This is a genomic window from Algihabitans albus (genome assembly GCF_003572205.1).
GTDB lineage: Bacteria > Pseudomonadota > Alphaproteobacteria > Kiloniellales > DSM-21159 > Algihabitans > Algihabitans albus.
Genome location: NZ_QXNY01000002.1, coordinates 128,626 through 146,086 on the forward strand (window position 1 = coordinate 128,626; position 17,461 = coordinate 146,086).

15 protein-coding genes are annotated in these 17,461 nt (G+C 64.7%); 14 read left to right on the forward strand and 1 reads right to left on the reverse strand.

What is annotated here, in order from left to right:
• Nucleotides 1–27 precede the first annotated feature (27 nt).
• The 13 genes from dusB (at nucleotide 28) to DBZ32_RS02170 (ending at nucleotide 15,831) form a co-directional block, all read left to right on the forward strand.
• Nucleotides 28–1,062: a tRNA dihydrouridine synthase DusB gene (gene dusB, locus DBZ32_RS02110; protein WP_119166303.1), complete on the forward strand. Its 1,035-nt coding sequence runs from the start codon at nucleotides 28–30 to the stop codon at nucleotides 1,060–1,062.
• Nucleotides 1,059–2,159: a two-component system sensor histidine kinase NtrB gene (locus DBZ32_RS02115; protein WP_235829961.1), complete on the forward strand. Its 1,101-nt coding sequence runs from the start codon at nucleotides 1,059–1,061 to the stop codon at nucleotides 2,157–2,159. Before dusB ends, DBZ32_RS02115 begins: the two co-directional genes overlap by 4 nt.
• Before the next feature lie 23 nt (nucleotides 2,160–2,182).
• The gene (gene ntrC / locus DBZ32_RS02120) at nucleotides 2,183–3,637 is read left to right on the forward strand and encodes a nitrogen regulation protein NR(I) (RefSeq protein WP_119165479.1); all 1,455 of its coding nucleotides are present in this window, start codon (nucleotides 2,183–2,185) and stop codon (nucleotides 3,635–3,637) included.
• A 190-nt stretch (nucleotides 3,638–3,827) separates the two neighbouring features.
• Nucleotides 3,828–6,194, forward strand: coding sequence for a sensor histidine kinase NtrY-like (locus DBZ32_RS02125; protein ID WP_119165480.1), 2,367 nt, complete (start codon nucleotides 3,828–3,830; stop codon nucleotides 6,192–6,194).
• Nucleotides 6,195–6,210: 16 nt separating this feature from the next.
• Nucleotides 6,211–7,599, forward strand: a complete 1,389-nt coding sequence (gene ntrX, locus DBZ32_RS02130) for a nitrogen assimilation response regulator NtrX (RefSeq protein WP_119165481.1) — start codon at nucleotides 6,211–6,213, stop codon at nucleotides 7,597–7,599.
• Nucleotides 7,600–7,638: 39 nt separating this feature from the next.
• Nucleotides 7,639–9,015 (forward strand): Trk system potassium transporter TrkA, encoded by a 1,377-nt coding sequence (gene trkA, locus DBZ32_RS02135; RefSeq protein ID WP_119165482.1) that lies wholly within the window; start codon nucleotides 7,639–7,641, stop codon nucleotides 9,013–9,015.
• Between the two features lie 138 nt (nucleotides 9,016–9,153).
• Nucleotides 9,154–10,032 (forward strand): D-amino-acid transaminase, encoded by an 879-nt coding sequence (locus DBZ32_RS02140; RefSeq protein ID WP_119165483.1) that lies wholly within the window; start codon nucleotides 9,154–9,156, stop codon nucleotides 10,030–10,032.
• Nucleotides 10,029–10,736 carry an HAD family hydrolase gene (locus tag DBZ32_RS02145; protein WP_235829971.1) on the forward strand — a complete coding sequence of 236 codons (708 nt, stop codon included), beginning with the start codon at nucleotides 10,029–10,031 and terminating at the stop codon, nucleotides 10,734–10,736. Before DBZ32_RS02140 ends, DBZ32_RS02145 begins: the two co-directional genes overlap by 4 nt.
• Before the next feature lie 197 nt (nucleotides 10,737–10,933).
• On the forward strand, nucleotides 10,934–11,194 hold the full coding sequence (hfq, locus tag DBZ32_RS02150) for an RNA chaperone Hfq (RefSeq protein ID WP_119165484.1): 261 nt from the start codon (nucleotides 10,934–10,936) through the stop codon (nucleotides 11,192–11,194).
• 112 nt (nucleotides 11,195–11,306) lie between these two features.
• Entirely contained in the window at nucleotides 11,307–12,599 is a 1,293-nt protein-coding gene (gene hflX / locus DBZ32_RS02155; RefSeq protein WP_235830074.1) for a GTPase HflX, read from the forward strand.
• A 213-nt stretch (nucleotides 12,600–12,812) separates the two neighbouring features.
• Nucleotides 12,813–13,100 carry a co-chaperone GroES gene (locus tag DBZ32_RS02160; protein WP_119165485.1) on the forward strand — a complete coding sequence of 96 codons (288 nt, stop codon included), beginning with the start codon at nucleotides 12,813–12,815 and terminating at the stop codon, nucleotides 13,098–13,100.
• A gap of 54 nt (nucleotides 13,101–13,154) precedes the next feature.
• On the forward strand, nucleotides 13,155–14,816 hold the full coding sequence (gene groL, locus DBZ32_RS02165) for a chaperonin GroEL (protein ID WP_119165486.1): 1,662 nt from the start codon (nucleotides 13,155–13,157) through the stop codon (nucleotides 14,814–14,816).
• Between the two features lie 154 nt (nucleotides 14,817–14,970).
• Nucleotides 14,971–15,831, forward strand: a complete 861-nt coding sequence (locus tag DBZ32_RS02170) for an inositol monophosphatase family protein (RefSeq protein ID WP_119165487.1) — start codon at nucleotides 14,971–14,973, stop codon at nucleotides 15,829–15,831.
• On the opposite strand, the gene DBZ32_RS02175 is transcribed toward DBZ32_RS02170, so the two are convergent.
• Complete coding sequence (locus DBZ32_RS02175) at nucleotides 15,828–16,706, reverse strand: ATP-binding protein (RefSeq protein WP_119166307.1); 879 nt, start codon at nucleotides 16,704–16,706, stop codon at nucleotides 15,828–15,830. The genes DBZ32_RS02170 and DBZ32_RS02175 overlap by 4 nt on opposite strands.
• A gap of 236 nt (nucleotides 16,707–16,942) precedes the next feature.
• Between DBZ32_RS02175 and yajC the strand changes: the two genes are divergently transcribed.
• Entirely contained in the window at nucleotides 16,943–17,389 is a 447-nt protein-coding gene (yajC, locus tag DBZ32_RS02180; RefSeq protein ID WP_119165488.1) for a preprotein translocase subunit YajC, read from the forward strand.
• Nucleotides 17,390–17,461 lie beyond the last annotated feature (72 nt).

Genomic DNA, 17,461 nt, shown 5'->3' on the forward strand with positions numbered 1-17,461 from the left:
AAGCATTTAGCTTCGGATGCCTCAATGATGGGCATTCGGATCGACGAACTCTCTTTCGCTCCGGTGGTTTTGGCCCCCATGTCGGGTGTCACCGACCTGCCGTTCCGTCGCCTCGTCAAGCGGCTGGGCGCTGGTTTGGTGGTGTCGGAGATGATCGCGAGTCAGTCGATGATCCGGCAGACCAAGGAATCGCTGAAGCTCTCCAGCTCGACGCCGGAGGAGTTCCCCATGGCCGTGCAACTCGCGGGCCACGAGCCGGATGTGATGGCCGAGGCGGCGAGGCTCAATGCCGATCGCGGGGCGGCGATCATCGATATCAATTTCGGCTGCCCGGTGAAGAAGGTGGTCAACAAGCTGGCCGGCTCGGCGATGATGCGGGAGCCGGTTCTGGCGGGGCGCATCATGGCCGCTGTTGTGAAGGCGGTGGACCTGCCGGTGACCATGAAAATGCGCCTGGGCTGGGACGACGAGTGCCGCAATGCGCCGGAACTGGCGCGTATCGCCCGCGACTGCGGTGTGCGCCTGCTGACCGTTCACGGTCGGACCCGCTGCCAGCTCTACAACGGCAGCGCCGACTGGCGGGCGGTGCGCGCCACCGTCGAGGCGACGGACCTGCCGGTGTTGGTGAACGGCGATATCGACAGCTTGGAGGCTATCGACCTGGCCTTGGCCCAGTCGGGCGCCGCTGGTGTCATGGTGGGGCGCGGCGCGCAAGGCCGCCCCTGGTTTCTGCGGCAGGCCATCGCCTGGCTGACCGAGCGGTGTCTGGACCCCGATCCAAGCCTGCCGGAGCAACGCGATATCCTGCTCGAGCATTACGATGCCCTGCTCAGTCACCACGGCAGGGTGATGGGCAACCGCATCGCCCGCAAGCACTTGGCCTGGTACGTGGCCGGTCTGACCGGTGCGAACGAGTTCCGCCGCCGGATCAACCGCGCCGAGGATCCGGGCGAGGTCCGCGCCTTGGTCCAAACTCTCTACGACCGCGCGTCTCAGGTAGGTGCGTCCCAAGTAGGCGCGTCCCAGGACAGCGCCACGGCTCCGGAGGTTCTGGCCGCATGATGTCCGCGCAGGCTCTTCGCCGTGTCATCTCCGGCAGCGACATCGATCACAGCGCGATCCTCAACGCTCTGTCCGAACCGCTATTCGTCCTCGATGACGGCGGTCGCTTCGTCTATGTCAATCTGGCGGCCGAGCAGTTTCTGGGGCAGTCGTCGAAAACGCTGCTGAGCCGGCCGCTGACCGATCTGCTGTCCGCCGACCACCCGATCTTCATGCTGGTCGAGCAGGCGCGGGCCGGCGGGCACTCCATCACGGAGTTCGGCGTGACCATCGAAACGCCGCGCATCGGCACCCGTCTGGTTGCGGTCGATGTGGCCGTCATCAGCGAGCATGAAGGGCACGTCGTGGTGGCTCTGCACGAGCGCTCGATCGAGCGCAAGCTGGACCACCAGCTCACCCATCGCAGTGCTGCGCGTTCGATCACCGGCATGGCCGCGCTGCTGGGGCACGAGATCAAGAACCCGCTGTCCGGCATCCGCGGTGCGGCTCAGCTTCTGGAGGCGTCCGCCGATCAAGGCGACCAGGTCTTGACGCGCCTGATCTGCGAGGAGGCGGACCGGATCGTCTCCCTGGTCGATCGCATGGAGATGTTCGCCGACGACCGCCCGATCGAGCGCGGTGCCGTCAATATCCATGAAGTTCTCGGTCACGTGCGCCGGCTCGCCGAGACGGGCTTTGCCGGCCAGGTGACCTTTCACGAGAGCTATGATCCGTCGCTGCCGCCGGTCTACGGCAACCGCGACCTGCTGATCCAGGCGCTTCTGAACCTGGTGAAGAATGCGACGGAAGCGGTGCCGAGGACCGGCGGCGAGATTCGTCTGGCGACCCGCTATCAACAGGGCGTGCGCCTGGCGGTCCCGGGCGGCGGCAGCCGTGTCGACCTGCCTCTGGTCGTCACGATTCAGGATAGCGGAACCGGGATTCCTCAGGACCTGAGGGCCAGTCTGTTCGACCCCTTCGTCACCACCAAGCCCGCGGGCAAGGGGCTGGGCCTTGCATTGGTTGCCAAAGTCCTGGGGGACCACGGCGGCACCATCGAGTTTGACAGCGATGAGAAGGGCACGACCTTCAGGTTGATGCTGCCGAAAGCGCCCTGAGGGTCAGACGCGGGAGACCGGCTATGACTGCAGCCAAAATTCTCATCGCCGACGATGACCGTGCCATCCGCACGGTGTTGTCGCAGGCTTTGGGACGCGAAGGCTACGACGTTCGCACGACCGATACGGCGGGAACGCTGTGGCAGTGGGTCAGGGACGGCGAGGGGGATCTGGTCATCACCGATGTGGTGATGCCGGATGACAACGGACTCGATCTGATTCCACGCATCAAAAAGGTCCGGCCGGAGCTGCGTATTCTGGTGATGAGCGCACAGAACACGCTTCTGACCGCCGTCAAGGCGACCGAACGCGGCGCCTTCGAGTACCTGCCCAAACCCTTCGACCTGCGGGAGCTGGTCGGCGCGGTCGAACGGGCTTTGTCGCAACCGCACGACGGGTCGGCCGCGACGACCGCGGCGGAGGATGACGAGAGGCTGCCTCTGATCGGCCGCTCGCCGGCCATGCAGGAGATCTATCGCGTTCTGGCGCGCCTCATGGGGACCGACCTCACGGTAATGATCTACGGCGAGTCGGGAACGGGCAAGGAACTGGTTGCCCGCGCTCTGCACGACTACGGAAAGCGCCGGACCGGAGCCTTCGTCGCCATCAACATGGCGGCGATACCGCGCGAATTGATCGAGAGCGAGCTGTTCGGGCACGAAAAAGGCGCTTTCACGGGCGCTCAGGCGCGCAGCGCGGGGCGTTTCGAACAGGCGGCGGGCGGGACGCTGTTCCTCGACGAGATCGGCGACATGCCGCTGGAGGCACAGACCCGGCTGCTGCGTGTGCTGCAGGAAGGCGAGTATACGACCGTCGGTGGGCGCACGCCCATACGGGCCGACGTTCGAATCGTCGCGGCCACGCACCGCGACCTTCGCCAGATGGTGCGCGCCGGCGAGTTTCGCGAAGACCTTTTCTACCGCCTCAACGTCGTGCCGATCCGCCTGCCGCCGCTGCGCGAACGCGCGGAAGACATACCGGAACTGGTCCGCCACTTCTTTCGCCAGGTCGGCGGCGAAGGTCTGCCGACGAAGACTTTGACGGCCGAGGCCATGGCCTACCTGCGCAATCATACCTGGCAAGGCAATGTCCGGGAGTTGGAGAATCTCGTCCGACGCCTGGCCGCGCTCTACAGCCAGGAAATGATCGATGTCGGCGTGATCCGAAGCGAACTGGCCGAGGCGCCGGGAGAGATTGCCAGCGGCGCACGGCTGCCGACCGCGACGCCGGGCGGCTCGTTGGGCGAGAGCGTCGAGCGGCATTTGCGGGACTACTTCGCCGCGCATAAGAACGAACTGCCGGCAAGCGGTCTTTACGAGCGTATCCTGCGTGAGGTCGAACGGCCACTGATCGAGTTGACGCTGGCGGCGACGCGCGGCAATCAGCTGAAGGCTGCGGGCTTGCTCGGCCTCAATCGCAATACGCTCCGCAAGAAAATTCGCGACTTGGATATCGAGGTCGTTCGCGGCCTCAAGTAGGACCGGCCTCCGGATCGGAGCGAGTCCCAAGGCTCTTGGGGTTTTCCGGACTTCGAAACGCGACCGATAGGGCTGCATAATCCGATGGCCGACATCAATTATCTGTTGCGTTCTCGCAACAGAGTGGCCCAATAGACGCGTCCAAAGGTCAATTCTGGCAAGCGTCAATTCTGGAGGTCGATCCGCCGCCATGACCGTCGAGGCGGACATAAAGGCCGATCAGGCCGCGGACGTGCCGGAGAGCAGCGCTCGGCCCGGCAGGGCGCAGGAAGCTCTCGAGCGTTCAACGGCATCGCGGCTCTGGCGGCGCTTTGCCGCCTGGGCCGGTCGGGCAAAGCTTGAACAGCGGCTGGCGATCCTGCTGCTGATCGCGGCCTTTGCCGTGGGTTTCATCACCTTTGCCGCCATGACGCGGCAAATCGAGGCGCTGGCCGATCCGCGCGACGTTCTGCTGCTGATCAATCTGAATTTGGTACTGCTGCTGGCCTTCGGTGTGCTCATTGCGCGGCGGGTTGCCATCCTCTGGATCGCCGGGCGTCGCAATGTCGCCGGGGCACGGCTGCATGCACGTCTCGTAGGCCTCTTTGCTCTCGTAACGGCCACACCGACGGTGATCGTCGCCGTTTTCTCGGTGTTGCTGTTCGACTACGGACTGCAGGGCTGGTTCAGTGAGAGGGTCAGCACGGCCCTGCGCGAGTCCATGGCCGTGGCGACCTCCTACCTAGAAGAACACGGCCGCGCGATCAACGCCGATGCCGTCGCCATGGCGGCCGAGGTCGACCGGGAACTGGCCACCGTCGGCGCCACGCCCGAGCAGCTCAATCGCTTCGTCGCCAATCAGGCGGGCTTGCGGTCGCTGTCCGAGGCGATGGTTCTGACCCGCGACGGTCAGGTTCTCTCGCGCGCCGGCATCCCGCCCGCACTCGAGTACGAACCGCGTCTTCCGCCCGATTGGGCCATGGATTACGCCGACCGTGGCGAGGCGGTCATCGTTACCACCAAGAATGACGACCGGGTCAGAGCCCTGATGGCATTGGAGCGGCTGCGCGGCGGTTATCTGGTTGTCGAACGGTTCGTCGACCCCAGAGTTCTGGCGCACATGGACCAGTCGGCGACCGCCGTGCAGCTCTATCAACAGCTCGAAGGCGAGCGGAACTGGATGATCGTCACCTTTGCGATGATCTTCCTGGTCGTGGCGTTGCTCCTGCTGATGGCCGCCGTATGGGTCGGCCTCTCCTTCGCCGACCGCTTGAGCGCGCCGATCGGCCGCTTGATCTACGCGGCCGAGCGGGTGGGTCGCGGCGACCTGAGCGCGCGGGTGGACGAGCCGGAGTCCGAGCAGAGCGACGAGGTCGGCGTCCTGGCGAGCAGTTTCAACAGAATGACGTCGCAGCTGGATCGGCAAAGACGTGAGTTGCTGAATGCCAACCGGCAGCTCGAGGAACGCCGGCGCTTCATCGAAGCCGTGCTCTCCGGTGTGTCGTCGGGGGTGATCTCGCTCGACCGGGATGGCCGCGTGATGCTGCCCAACCGGGCGGCGTGCGACCTGCTGCAAGTGGATGCCGAGCAGCTTCGCGGGCGCAAGCTGGCCAATCTCTCCCGCGACGTGCGCGAACTGCTGCTTCGGGCGCGGCGGCGGCCGGGGCGCGTTCACGAAAGCCAGGTGGTGCTGCCGAGGCAGGACGGCGCCCGCACCCTCTTCGTTCGGGTGATGGCCGAGCGCGATGCGGAAGGCATCATCGGCTATGTGGTGACCTTCGACGATGTCAGCGATTTGCTGTCCGCTCAGCGCAAGGCGGCCTGGGCCGACGTGGCGCGGCGCATCGCGCACGAAATCAAGAATCCTCTGACGCCGATTCAGCTCTCGGCCGAGCGCCTGAAGCGCAAATACCTCAAGCAAATCGACGAGGATGCCGAGACCTTCGGTGTTCTTTCGGACACCATCGTGCGCCATGTCGGCGACATCGGCCGCATGGTGGACGAGTTCTCCTCCTTCGCGCGCATGCCGGCGCCGCAGATGCGGGAGACCGATCTACGCGGACTGCTGCGCGAAGCTGTGGTACTGCAGGACAGCGGGAATGCCGAGATCGACTTCGGTCTCGATTTGCCGGATAGACCCATTCTGCGCGCCCTGGACGCGGCCCAGATCAATCGGGCTTTGACCAACATCCTAAAGAACGCTGTGGAGTCCGTGGAGGCACGTGTCGCCGCGGAGCAGGAGGCCGGTGAGACTCCCCAGCCCGGCCGAATCGCCGTGAAGCTTGGCGAGTGCGAGGACGGCTGGAGCGTAACGGTGGTGGACAACGGCCGTGGTTTGCCGCGCGAAAACCGCGAGCGTTTGACGGAGCCCTACGTAACGACTCGCGAGAAAGGCACCGGCCTCGGCCTGGCCATCGTCAAGAAGATCATGGAAGACCACGGCGGCAGCCTGCGGCTTGCCGACAATCCGGAGGGAGGCGGCGCAGTAGTATGCCTGACTTTCTCGTCGGGCGACGAAACGCCTGGCACGGGAGACGCTCGGAGTTCCGAGCGCAGCCACGCGACCCCAAATCTTTGAGGAACTAGGCGACTCTATGGCGGACGACATTCTGATCGTCGACGACGAGGCCGATATCCGGCTGCTGATCCAAGGCATCCTCGAGGACGAGGGCTATAGCGTGCGCACGGCGGCGGAGTCGGATGCCGCGCTGGAAGCGATCCGGGCCCGCCGGCCCAACCTGCTTGTGCTCGATATCTGGCTCAACAACTCGCGGCTCGACGGTCTCGAGCTTCTGCGTGCCTTGCAGCGCGAGCAACCCGGCCTGCCGGTGGTGATGATCTCCGGACACGGCACCATCGAAACGGCGGTCGAGGCGATCAAGGACGGCGCCTACGATTTCATCGAAAAGCCGTTCAAGGCGGACCGACTGCTGCTGATCGTGCAGCGCGCGATCGAGGCCGCGCGCCTGCGGCAGGAGAACGCCGAGCTGCGTTTGCGCGGCAGTACGGAGAACGAACTGATCGGTCGTTGCAGTGCGATCCAGCAACTCCGCCAAGGCCTGATGCGGGTCGCGCCGACCGGCAGCCGCGTCTTGATCACCGGGCCGGCCGGCGCCGGCAAGGAAGTTGCGGCGCGTCAGCTTCACCAAAGTTCGAAGCGCGCGAACGGTCCCTTCGTGGTGCTGAACTGCGCCACCATGCACCCGGAGCGGATCGAGCAGGAGCTGTTCGGCGTCGAGACCGGATCCAACGGTCAGGACGGCGCCGGCAAGATCGGTACCTTCGAGCGCGCGCACGGCGGGACGCTGTTGCTCGACGAGGTCGCCGATATGCCCTTGGAGACCCAGGGCAAGATCGTCCGGGTTCTGCAGGATCAGTTCTTCACGCGCGTCGGCGGAAGCCGACACGTCGAAGTGGATGTGCGCGTGATCGCCGCGACCAACCGCGATCTTGGCGCCCTGATCGGCGATGGCCGTTTTCGCGAGGATCTTTTCTATCGGTTGAATGTCGTGCCGCTGCATGTTCCCTCCTTGCGCGAAAGACGCGACGACATACCGGCGCTGGTCGAGCATTTCCTGCAGCGGTCGGCGGACTCCGCCGGCATTGCCGGACGCCGGCTGGGCGATGATGCGATCACGGCCCTGCAAACCTATGAATGGCCGGGCAACGTGCGTCAGCTGCGCAACGTCATAGACTGGCTGCTGATCATGGCCCCCGGTGCCGCCGAGGAACCGGTTCGTGCCGAGCATCTGCCGCCCGACGTTAGCTCTTCCGCGCCGCCCGTCCTACAAGGTTCGGGCGCGGCGGAGATCATGGCGCTGCCCCTGCGCCAAGCGCGCGAGCAGTTCGAACGGCAGTATCTGGAGGCCCAGGTGACGCGCTTCGGTGGCAACATCTCGCGCACCGCCGCTTTCGTCGGAATGGAGCGGTCGGCGCTGCATCGCAAGCTGCGCTCGCTCGGCATCAACAGCGCCGACCGCTGACATCAACAAGGGCTTTTCCATGCCAACAGACGCTTCGCTATGAAGGTCATCGTTTGCGGCGCCGGCCAGGTCGGCTTCAATATCGCGCGCTATCTGGCGAGTGAGAATGCCGACGTCACGGTGATCGATATTTCGCCGGACCTGGTGCAACGGATCTCCGACAGCCTGGACGTCAGCGGACTGGTCGGATTTGCGAGCCATCCGGAAGTGCTGAAGCAGGCGGGTGCGGCCGACGCCGACATGGTGATCGCCGTCACCTACGCGGATGAAGTCAACATGGTTGCCTGTCAGATCTGCCACTCGCTATTCGAGGTTCCGACGAAGATCGCCCGGGTGCGCCATCAGAGCTACCTGGATCCCGTTTGGTCCGACCTCTTCAGCCACGATAACCTGCCGATCGACGTGATCATCTCACCCGAGATCGAGGTTGCGCGCGCGATCAGCCGCCGCCTGTCGGTGCCCGGCGCGTTCGATGCGATCAGCCTCGCGGATGGCCGGATCTCCCTCATCGGCGTCCACGTGCTGGAAGACACGCCGATCATCAACACGCCGTTGCGTCAGCTCACCGAACTCTTTCCCGATCTGAACATCTCTATCGTCGGGATCGAACGCGACGGCAAGGGCATGGTCGCTCATGGTGACAGCGAGCTGCAGCCCGGTGACGATGCCTACTTCGTCTGCGACAGCGAGCATCTGACCCGGGCTTTGCTGACCTTCGGGCACGACGAGCGACAGGCGCGCCGCGTGGTGATCCTCGGCGGCGGCAACATCGGGCTCAATCTGGCGCAGATCATGGAGCAGGAGCAGCCCGAAGTGCAGCTCCGCCTGGTCGAGATGGACAAGCAGCGCGCCGAACTGGTCGCTCAGACCCTCAAGCGCTCCGTGGTGATTCACGGCGATGCCCTGGATCTCGAGATCCTCGGTGAATGCAATATCGGCAGTACGGAAACCGTGATAGCCGTGACGAACGACGACGAGGTGAACATTCTCGCGTCGCTTCTGGCCAAGCGGCACGGCTGCATGCGTGCCGTCACGCTGATCAACTCGACCAGTTACGGCCAGCTCGTCGGACCGCTGGGCATCGACACCGTGGTCAGCCCGCGCGGGATCACGGTTTCCACGATTCTTCAGCATGTGCGCCGCGGCCGCATCCGGGCCGTCTATTCCCTGTCGGAGGATCTCGGCGAGATTATCGAGGCCGAAGCCATGGAGACGAGCCGGCTGGTCGGCAAACCCCTGCGCGACGCCAAGCTGCCGGCAGGCGTGGTCGTGGGCGCCATTCTGCGCGACGAGGAGGTGATGGTACCGCGCGGAGATACGGTCATTCGCGCCGGGGATCTCGTGACCATCTTCGCGGCCAGTAACGCGGTCAAGAAGGTGGAGAAGCTCTTTGCCGTGAAGTTGGAGTTTTTCTAGGGGCTAAAGCTGCGTTCAGGAAAACCTCGGCGAGCGCCGTGCCACGCCCGCTCGCGGACTTCGCTGCGAAGACAAGCGCGCTATCTCCTGCTATGGAGCTACGGAAGTCCAATCCCTCTTCAGTCCGCCGGAGGAGCCATGCCTCGTACTGCCTACGTAAACGGTCGTTACCTGTCGCACGCCAAGGCGGCCGTCCATATCGAAGATCGCGGCTACCAGTTCGCCGACGGCGTCTACGAGGTGGTGCCCGTCCACAATGGCATTCTGGTCGATGAATCTTTGCATCTCGACCGGCTGGAGCGCTCTCTCGGCGAACTGCGGATCGCCATGCCGATGCGTCGCGAGGCCCTGAAGCTGATCAGCCGCGAGGTGATGCGCCGCAATCATCTCAGCAACGGTTTTCTCTACCTGCAGATCACGCGCGGTGTCGCGCCGCGGGATCATAAGTTTCCGGTCGCGGCCAAACCTGCGGTGGTCATGACGGTGCGTCAGATGAAGCCGGCGTCCAAGGAGAAGCTGGAGGCCGGTGTTTCCGTCATCACCGTCCCGGACATCCGCTGGGCGCGGCGCGATATCAAGTCGGTTTCGCTGCTGCCCAACTGCCTGGCCAAGCAGCAAGCCCACGAGGCCGGGGCGCTGGAGGCCTGGATGGTCGATGGCGAAGGACAGGTCACCGAGGGCACCTCGACCAACGCCTGGATCATTACCCAGGACAACGTGCTCGTAACCCGAAACGCCAATCAAGACATCCTGAACGGCATCACCCGGGTGGCGCTGCTGGAGCGCGTGGCCGAAGAGGGCGTGACCTTCGAGGAGCGGTCTTTCACGGTGGAGGAGGCTTTGTCCGCCAAGGAGGCCTTCATCACCTCCTCGACCAACTACGTCATGCCGGTGACCGCGATCGACGGAAAAGCGGTCGGCAACGGTCATCCCGGCCTCCTCACCATGAAGTTGCGTGAGGCCTACGTGAGCTACATCGAGAGCGCCGGAGCCGGGCGTGCAAAGACCGCCGCATGACGAGGTCTGAGACGATGGCCGAGGTGATGGCGCCTGACCTCGTGAGCAGCGGCATACCGCGCCCGCAAGCGCTGCTTTTCGATTGGGACAACACCCTGGTCGACACCTGGTCGACCATTCATCACGCGCTCACGGTCACCTTCGAGGCCATGGGAGAGCGCCCTTGGACTCTCGACGAGACCCGGGCGAAGGTTCGGCAGTCGGCGCGCGAGGCTTTCCCGGCGCTGTTCGGAACGCGGGCCGAGGAAGCCACGCGCCTCTTCTATGAAGCCTTCGAACGCGATCATCTGGCGCATCTGCGGGAACGCAGCGGGGCCGGTGCCATGCTCACCGAACTGTCGAACAGGTCGGAATTGACGCTTGCCGTGGTGAGCAACAAAAGCGGCCGTTTTCTGCGGATCGAAGCCCAAGAGCTGGGGTGGACGGACCACTTCCATCGTTTGGTCGGCGCCACCGACGCGCCGCGCGACAAGCCGGCGCGCGATCCTATCGATTTGGCCTTGGGCGAGAGCGGTTGCGCGGCCGGACCCGGCGTATGGTTCGTCGGCGATACCGACGTGGATCTGCTCTGCGCCGTCAACGCCGGGTGCACGCCCATTCTGATTCGGGACGAACCGCCTGCCGCCGGGGAGTTTCCGGGGCACGAACCAGCGGCGCATGTTGCCGACTTTTCCGCTCTTTTGAACTTGGCGCTCGGCCGGTGAGTCCGAACTGAGGGAGCGGTGACAAAGAAAGGCGCCTCGGTTTCCTTTTAAACCAAGCTTCTGCATACTACTTCTCGGAGGTCGGTTCGCCACGAAAACTTGGCGCGCCGGGTCTTTGCGCGACAGCTTGCACCAGCCCGGTGAGCTGCGCGACAAACAACAATCGGGCTTGAACAAAAACAACAGGGACAGACGCAATGGCCGGCGAGAAGTCGCAAAACGTGCAGGATGTTTTTCTTAATCACATCCGCAAAAACAAGGTTCCGGTCACGATCTTTCTGGTCAACGGTGTAAAGCTGCAAGGAATTGTAACCTGGTTCGACAACTTCTGCGTCCTGCTGCGGCGCGATGCGCATTCGCAGCTCGTCTACAAGCACGCCATTTCCACTGTGATGCCTTCGGCGCCGATCTCTCTGTTCGAGCCCAGCGAGCGCGAAGAGGCCTCGGCCGAGGCCTGAGGCGGCGGGTTCGGATTTGACGCGGAGCTCTGATCACCTGTGTGCAAACGGGCAGGGGCGGGGTCACCAGACGGGAACCGGCGAAGCCGGCGCGGCGACGAGAGCCTGCGTTATCCACCCCAATCTGCGGGACGGCCCGTCCGCTGACGATCCTCGCACCGCCGAGGCGCGTTTGGCCGAGGCCGTGGGCCTCGCACAGGCCATCGACCTCGCGGTGGTGCTGGAGACTGTGGTCCGGGTCGAGCGCAAGCGGCCGGCCACGCTCTTCGGCAGTGGCCAGGTGGAGCGCCTAGCCTCCGACATCGACCTCGCGGACGTCGAGGTTGCGGTTATCGATGCCCAGCTTTCACCGGTTCAGCAGCGTAACCTGGAGCGCTCGTTGAAGTGCAAGGTGATCGATCGCACCGGCCTGATCCTGGAAATCTTCGGGGAACGGGCCCGGACGAAGGAAGGTCAACTTCAGGTCGAGCTGGCGCACCTCAGCTACCAGCGCTCGCGCCTCGTGCGCTCCTGGACTCACTTGGAGCGGCAGCGCGGCGGTTTCGGCTTTCTGGGCGGTCCGGGCGAAAGTCAGCTCGAGATCGACCGCCGGCTGATTACCGACCGCATCGCGCGGCTCAGGCGTGAGCTGGGACAGGTCAAGCGCACACGCGAACTGCACCGCTCGGCCCGCCGCAGGGTTCCTTATCCGGTGGTCGCCTTGGTGGGCTACACCAATGCCGGAAAGTCCACCCTCTTCAATCATCTCACGGAAGCGCAGGTTTTCGCGCGCGACCTTCTGTTCGCGACACTCGATCCGACCATGCGCCGTTTGGAGTTGCCGAGCGGACAGTCCGTGATCCTGTCCGATACCGTCGGCTTCATCTCCGATCTGCCGACCGATCTCGTGGCGGCCTTTCGGGCGACGCTGGAGGAGGTGCTGGAGGCGGATCTCATCCTGCATGTTCGCGACATCGCGCATCCCGACAGCGAGGCTCAGCGTTTGAGCGTGCTGGAGGTGCTGTCGGATCTTGGTGTCGAGCCCGAGGCCGAGGGCAGTCAACCGGTTCTCGAAGTGCTCAACAAGATCGACCTGCTGGACGCGGATTCCCGCGAAGTTCTGGCCGCGCAGGCCGGCCGGCGAGACGATCAGGTCTGTGTGTCGGCTGTCGAGGGATTGGGCCTGGAAGACCTGCTCGCGATGGTCGAGCGGCGTCTGCAGGCCGCGCACCGCTCCATCGCCTGTTCGGTGAACCTCAGCGACGGCGCCGCGATCGCCTGGCTCTACCAGCACGGCCATGTCACCGGGCGGCGCGACGACGAAGGGCAAGCTCATCTGGTCGTGAGTCTCGCCCCGGCCGACCTCGAGCGCTTCCGCCGCCGTCACGGAGACGGCAGCCGTATCAGAGATCTCGGCAGGCGCTAGCCGCGCTTCCCGTCGGCGACGGATGGGAATTGCGGCGGCGGCGGAGCACTAAGCTTTTATGATCGTGGCGGCTTTCGGTTGACACTCCGACAGCCCCTCATATATGCACCTCAGCACTCTCGGCACGGGAGTGCTAACAGCCGGTCGCTGCAGACTGCGCGCGTCGGCTTTGCTTTGTAATCCATGACCAACCGCCCCAAAGGGAGGAGCTCCATGAAGTTTCGGCCGTTGCACGACCGCGTGGTCGTCGAGCCTCTGCAAGACGAGGAAAAGACCACCGGCGGCATCATCATTCCCGACACCGCCAAGGAAAAGCCGATGCAGGGCAAGGTCATTGCCGCGGGCCCCGGCTCGCGTGGCGATGACGGCAAGGTCAATGCTCTCGACGTCAAGAAGAACGACCGGGTGCTCTACGGCAAGTGGTCGGGCACCGAGGTCAAGATCGACGGCAAGGATCTTTTGATCATGCGCGAGTCCGACATCATGGGCGTGATCCAGTAAGCGCGAAGCTCTGCAAGGCTAGCGCGCTCACGTAAGACAAGGAGAGGTTACGACATGGCAGCGAAAGACGTTCGCTTTTCTTCCGACGCACGCCAGCGGATGCTGCGCGGCGTCGACATTCTGGCCGACGCGGTCAAGGTCACGCTCGGTCCCAAGGGCCGCAACGTGGTGCTCGACAAGTCCTTCGGTTCGCCCCGGACGACCAAGGACGGCGTGACGGTCGCCAAAGAGATCGAACTGGCTGACAAGTTCGAGAACATGGGCGCCCAGATGGTGCGCGAAGTCGCCAGCAAGACCAACGATCTGGCCGGCGATGGCACCACCACGGCGACCGTGCTGGCGCAGTCGATCGTGCGCGAGGGCTCCAAGGCCGTTGCCGCCGGCATGAACCCGATGGACCTCAAGCGCGGCGTCGAGATGGCCGTCGAGTCCGTCGTGGCCGACCTCAAGAAGCGCTCCAAGAAGATCTCCAATCCCGACGAAGTGGCTCAGGTCGGCACGATCTCGGCCAATGGCGACAAAGAGATCGGCGACATGATTGCCGACGCCATGCAGCGCGTCGGTAACGAGGGCGTCATCACGGTCGAAGAGGCCAAGAGCCTGGACACCGAGCTGGATGTGGTCGAGGGCATGCAGTTCGACCGTGGCTACCTCAGCCCCTACTTCGTGACCAACGCCGAGAAGATGATCTGCGAGCTGGAGAACCCCTACATCCTGCTCCACGAGAAGAAGCTGTCGGGTCTTCAGCCGATCCTGCCGCTGCTGGAGTCGGTCGTGCAGTCCAGCCGTCCGCTTCTGATCATCGCCGAGGACGTCGAGGGCGAGGCCTTGGCGACCCTGGTGGTCAACAAGCTGCGTGGCGGCCTCAAGGTTGCCGCCGTCAAGGCCCCGGGCTTCGGCGACCGCCGCAAGGCCATGCTCGAGGACATCGCGACCCTGACCGGTGGCCAGGTCGTCAGTGAGGATCTCGGCATCAAGCTCGAGAACGTCGACATCAAGATGCTCGGGCAGGCCAAGAAGGTGACGATCACCAAGGAAGAGTCCACGATCGTCGACGGCGCCGGCAAGAAGAAGGACATCGAGGCCCGCTGCGGTCAGATCCGCGCCCAGGTCGAAGAGACCAGCTCGGACTACGACCGTGAGAAGCTGCAGGAGCGCTTGGCCAAGCTGGCCGGCGGCGTTGCGGTGATCCGGGTCGGTGGCTCCACCGAGATCGAGGTCAAGGAGAAGAAGGACCGCGTCGACGATGCCATGCACGCAACCCGTGCGGCTGTCGAAGAGGGCATCGTCCCCGGTGGCGGAACCGCTCTTCTCTACGCCTCGAAGGGTCTGGACAAGCTGACCCCGGGTAACGACGACCAGCGTGTCGGTGTCGACATCGTCCGCCGGGCGCTGCAGGCGCCGATCCGTCAGATCGTCGAGAATGCCGGAAGCGACGGCTCGGTGGTCGTCGGCAAGCTGTTGGAGCAGAAAGACAAGAACCACGGCTTCGACGCTTACGCCGGCGTCTACTGCGACCTGGTCAAGGCCGGTATCATCGATCCGACCAAGGTGGTGCGCACCGCGCTGCAGGACGCAGCTTCGGTCGCCGGTCTGATGATCACCACCGAGGCGATGGTGGCCGAGAAGCCGGAGAAGAAGGACGACATGGCCGGCGGTGCGCCCGATATGGGTGGCATGGGCGGAATGGGTGGCATGGGCGGAATGGGCTTCTAGGCTCCTCCGTACCAGACAACCGCGTCCGAAGGATCGGGCCGCGGGGCGCAAGCCTCGCGGCCCTTTTCTTTATGGTCTGGGTTCGGGGTGGGCTTGGCCCGTATTCGGGGCGGCTTCTTGTGCGTTTCCGCTTGGGCCCTATTCTTGAGGCACGATGCAGATCGATCCGCAAAAGGTTCAAGACGTGATTGCCGAGGTGGCCGCCGAGGTCGTGCTGCCGCGCTTTCGCGCGCTCGCGGCCCATGAGGTGCGCGACAAAGGCGTCAATGACTTCGTGACGGTGGCTGACGAGGAGGCCGAGGCGGCGCTGGCCGAGCGGCTGCCCGGGCTGCTGCCCGGCTCCTGGGTCCTGGGCGAGGAGATGGTGGCGCGCGGCGAGCTCTCCATGGAGGCCCTTGCGGAGAGCGACGCCCCGGTCTGGGTGGTCGATCCCGTCGACGGGACTTTTAACTTCGCCCATGGCGATCCCGCCTTCGCCGTCATCGTCGCGCTTTGCCGGGGTGAGGAAACGCTGGCCGGCTGGATTCACGATCCGGTGCGGAACGTGACCGCGACGGCTGAGCGGGGCGGCGGGGCCTGGCTGGCCGGGACACGGCTGCGGGTGGCGCCGGCAGGCCCGCCTGCGGATCTCAGCGGCACGCTGCATGCCGGCTTCCGGGGCCGGGCAACCCTCAAGGCCAAGGTCGACCGTAACCGGGGCAAGGTCCGTCAGGTCCGCAGCCTGCGCTGTTCGGGGCAGGAATACATGCGACTGGCCGCCGGCGAGACTCACTTCACGCTCTTCAGCAGCACCAAGCCCTGGGATCACCTCGCCGGTGTCCAGCTGCACCAGGAAGCTGGCGGAGCCTCCTCCTTGCTCGACGGGCGTCCCTACCGGCCGCAGGACGGCCAGGGTATCGGTCTGCTTTCGGCGCCGGACGGGGAGTCCTGGCGGACCCTGCGCGAGACGCTCTTCGGAGCCGACTGGCGGCCGGAGGATGGAGACGCTCCCGCCGTGCAGGGTGTCTTCTCCTAAAGCTCGATCGGGCGACCCAGGCGTCCTGCGAGGTCCTGGATGAACTGCCAGGCCACACGGCCGGAGCGCGAGCCGCGGGTCACCGACCATTCCTTAGCCTCGGCGTGCAACTGCGCGGGCTCCACCTGCAAGCCGAAGTGGGCGGCGTAGCCCTCGACCATGGTCAGAAAGGTCTGCTGATCGCAGTTGTGGAATCCGAGCCAGAGCCCGAAGCGGTCGGAGAGACTGACCTTTTCCTCGACCGCCTCGCCGGGATTGATGGCGGTCGAGCGCTCGTTGTCGATCATGTCTCGGGCCATGAGGTGGCGCCGGTTCGAGGTGGCATAGAACAGCACGTTGGTCGGTCTGCCTTCGATTCCACCCTCCAGAACGGCCTTCAGCGACTTGTAGCTGGCGTCTTCCTGATCGAAGGAGAGGTCGTCGCAGAACAGCAGGAATCGCCGTGGCGTCTGATCGCGTAGCAGGTGGAGCAGGCGGGGCAGGGTCGGAATGTCCTCGCGGTGGATCTCCACCAGCGCCAGAGTCGGGTCGAGTTTCAGCGACTCGTTGACTTGAGCGTGGGCCGCCTTGACCAGCGAGGACTTGCCCATGCCGCGCGCGCCCCAAAGCAGCGCATTGTTCGCCGGCAGCCCGCGCGCGAAGCGCTCCGTATTGTTCAGCAGCAGTGTCGCTTGCCGGTCGATGCCGACCAGCAGCGGGAAGGCCACCCTGTTGATCTTCGGGACGGGCAATGGCCGTCCGGCCTCCGCGTCCCAGACGTAGCCGTCGGTGGCGATCTGCTCGGCTTCGCTCTCTTCGGCGGGTGACAGACGCTCCAGCGCCTCCGCGATTCGCGTTAGCAGGGGCGAAAGCTCTTCGGCATTGGACGGCGGCATCGAAAACCCCAAATGAGTCTGGAGATACAACTGGCAGGCGGCCGGGAAGCTAGTCTCCTCGGACAGCCTCGGTCAATCGGCCGGGGCCGGTTGCGCCGCTTCGGATTTTGCGGGTGAGCGTTGCAAAACCTGGGCGCGCGGCTATAGTCCGCCGGACTTTTCCGACCCGGTGGCCTGCGAGCGGCGCCTAGCCCGCGCCGTCAGGTCGACTGCGGTGCCAACAAGACGAGGACTCGATGCTGATTTCTCCCGCATATGCTCAGGCCGGCGGCGCAGACGGTGGTTCTGCTTTGCTGACGTTCCTGCCGCTGATCCTGATTTTCGTGGTTTTCTATTTTCTTCTGATCCGGCCTCAGCAGAAGCGGCAGAAAGAACATAAGGCGATGGTGCAGGCCCTGCGCCGGGGCGACCGCGTGGTGACGGCCGGCGGTATCTACGGCACGGTCGCCCGCGTCATCTCCGACACCGAGGTCGATCTGGAGATCGCCGAGGGCGTGAAGGTGCGTATGCTGCGCGGCACGGTGCAGGAGATCGTCGGCAAGGGCCAGCCGGTCGAGCGCGGCAGCAAGGCACGCGGTCGGAAGAAGGAAGAAGCCGACGAGGCCCAGGACGAAGACGAGTGGGACGGCGAGGACGAGCAGTTGGCCGAGGACGACTCGTCGTCGGACCGCAAGCGCCGGTAAACTGGTCGATAAACGAGGCGACCGCTCCCGGCGCAGCGACAATCCCGGCGCCCGGCGTTAAAAAAGGTCTGG

Bases quoted from the DNA above. Each gene is read 5' to 3' on its own strand.
- groL (WP_119165486.1), top strand. From the start codon at position 13,155: ATGGCAGCGAAAGACGTTCGCTTTTCTTCCGACGCACGCCAGCGGATG.
- trkA (WP_119165482.1), top strand. From the start codon at position 7,639: ATGAAGGTCATCGTTTGCGGCGCCGGCCAGGTCGGCTTCAATATCGCG.
- DBZ32_RS02175 (WP_119166307.1), bottom strand. From the start codon at position 16,706: ATGCCGCCGTCCAATGCCGAAGAGCTTTCGCCCCTGCTAACGCGAATC.
- yajC (WP_119165488.1), top strand. From the start codon at position 16,943: ATGCTGATTTCTCCCGCATATGCTCAGGCCGGCGGCGCAGACGGTGGT.
- DBZ32_RS02170 (WP_119165487.1), top strand. From the start codon at position 14,971: ATGCAGATCGATCCGCAAAAGGTTCAAGACGTGATTGCCGAGGTGGCC.
- DBZ32_RS02145 (WP_235829971.1), top strand. From the start codon at position 10,029: ATGACGAGGTCTGAGACGATGGCCGAGGTGATGGCGCCTGACCTCGTG.
- DBZ32_RS02125 (WP_119165480.1), top strand. From the start codon at position 3,828: ATGACCGTCGAGGCGGACATAAAGGCCGATCAGGCCGCGGACGTGCCG.
- dusB (WP_119166303.1), top strand. From the start codon at position 28: ATGGGCATTCGGATCGACGAACTCTCTTTCGCTCCGGTGGTTTTGGCC.
- hfq (WP_119165484.1), top strand. From the start codon at position 10,934: ATGGCCGGCGAGAAGTCGCAAAACGTGCAGGATGTTTTTCTTAATCAC.
- DBZ32_RS02160 (WP_119165485.1), top strand. From the start codon at position 12,813: ATGAAGTTTCGGCCGTTGCACGACCGCGTGGTCGTCGAGCCTCTGCAA.
- ntrX (WP_119165481.1), top strand. From the start codon at position 6,211: ATGGCGGACGACATTCTGATCGTCGACGACGAGGCCGATATCCGGCTG.
- DBZ32_RS02115 (WP_235829961.1), top strand. From the start codon at position 1,059: ATGATGTCCGCGCAGGCTCTTCGCCGTGTCATCTCCGGCAGCGACATC.
- DBZ32_RS02140 (WP_119165483.1), top strand. From the start codon at position 9,154: ATGCCTCGTACTGCCTACGTAAACGGTCGTTACCTGTCGCACGCCAAG.
- ntrC (WP_119165479.1), top strand. From the start codon at position 2,183: ATGACTGCAGCCAAAATTCTCATCGCCGACGATGACCGTGCCATCCGC.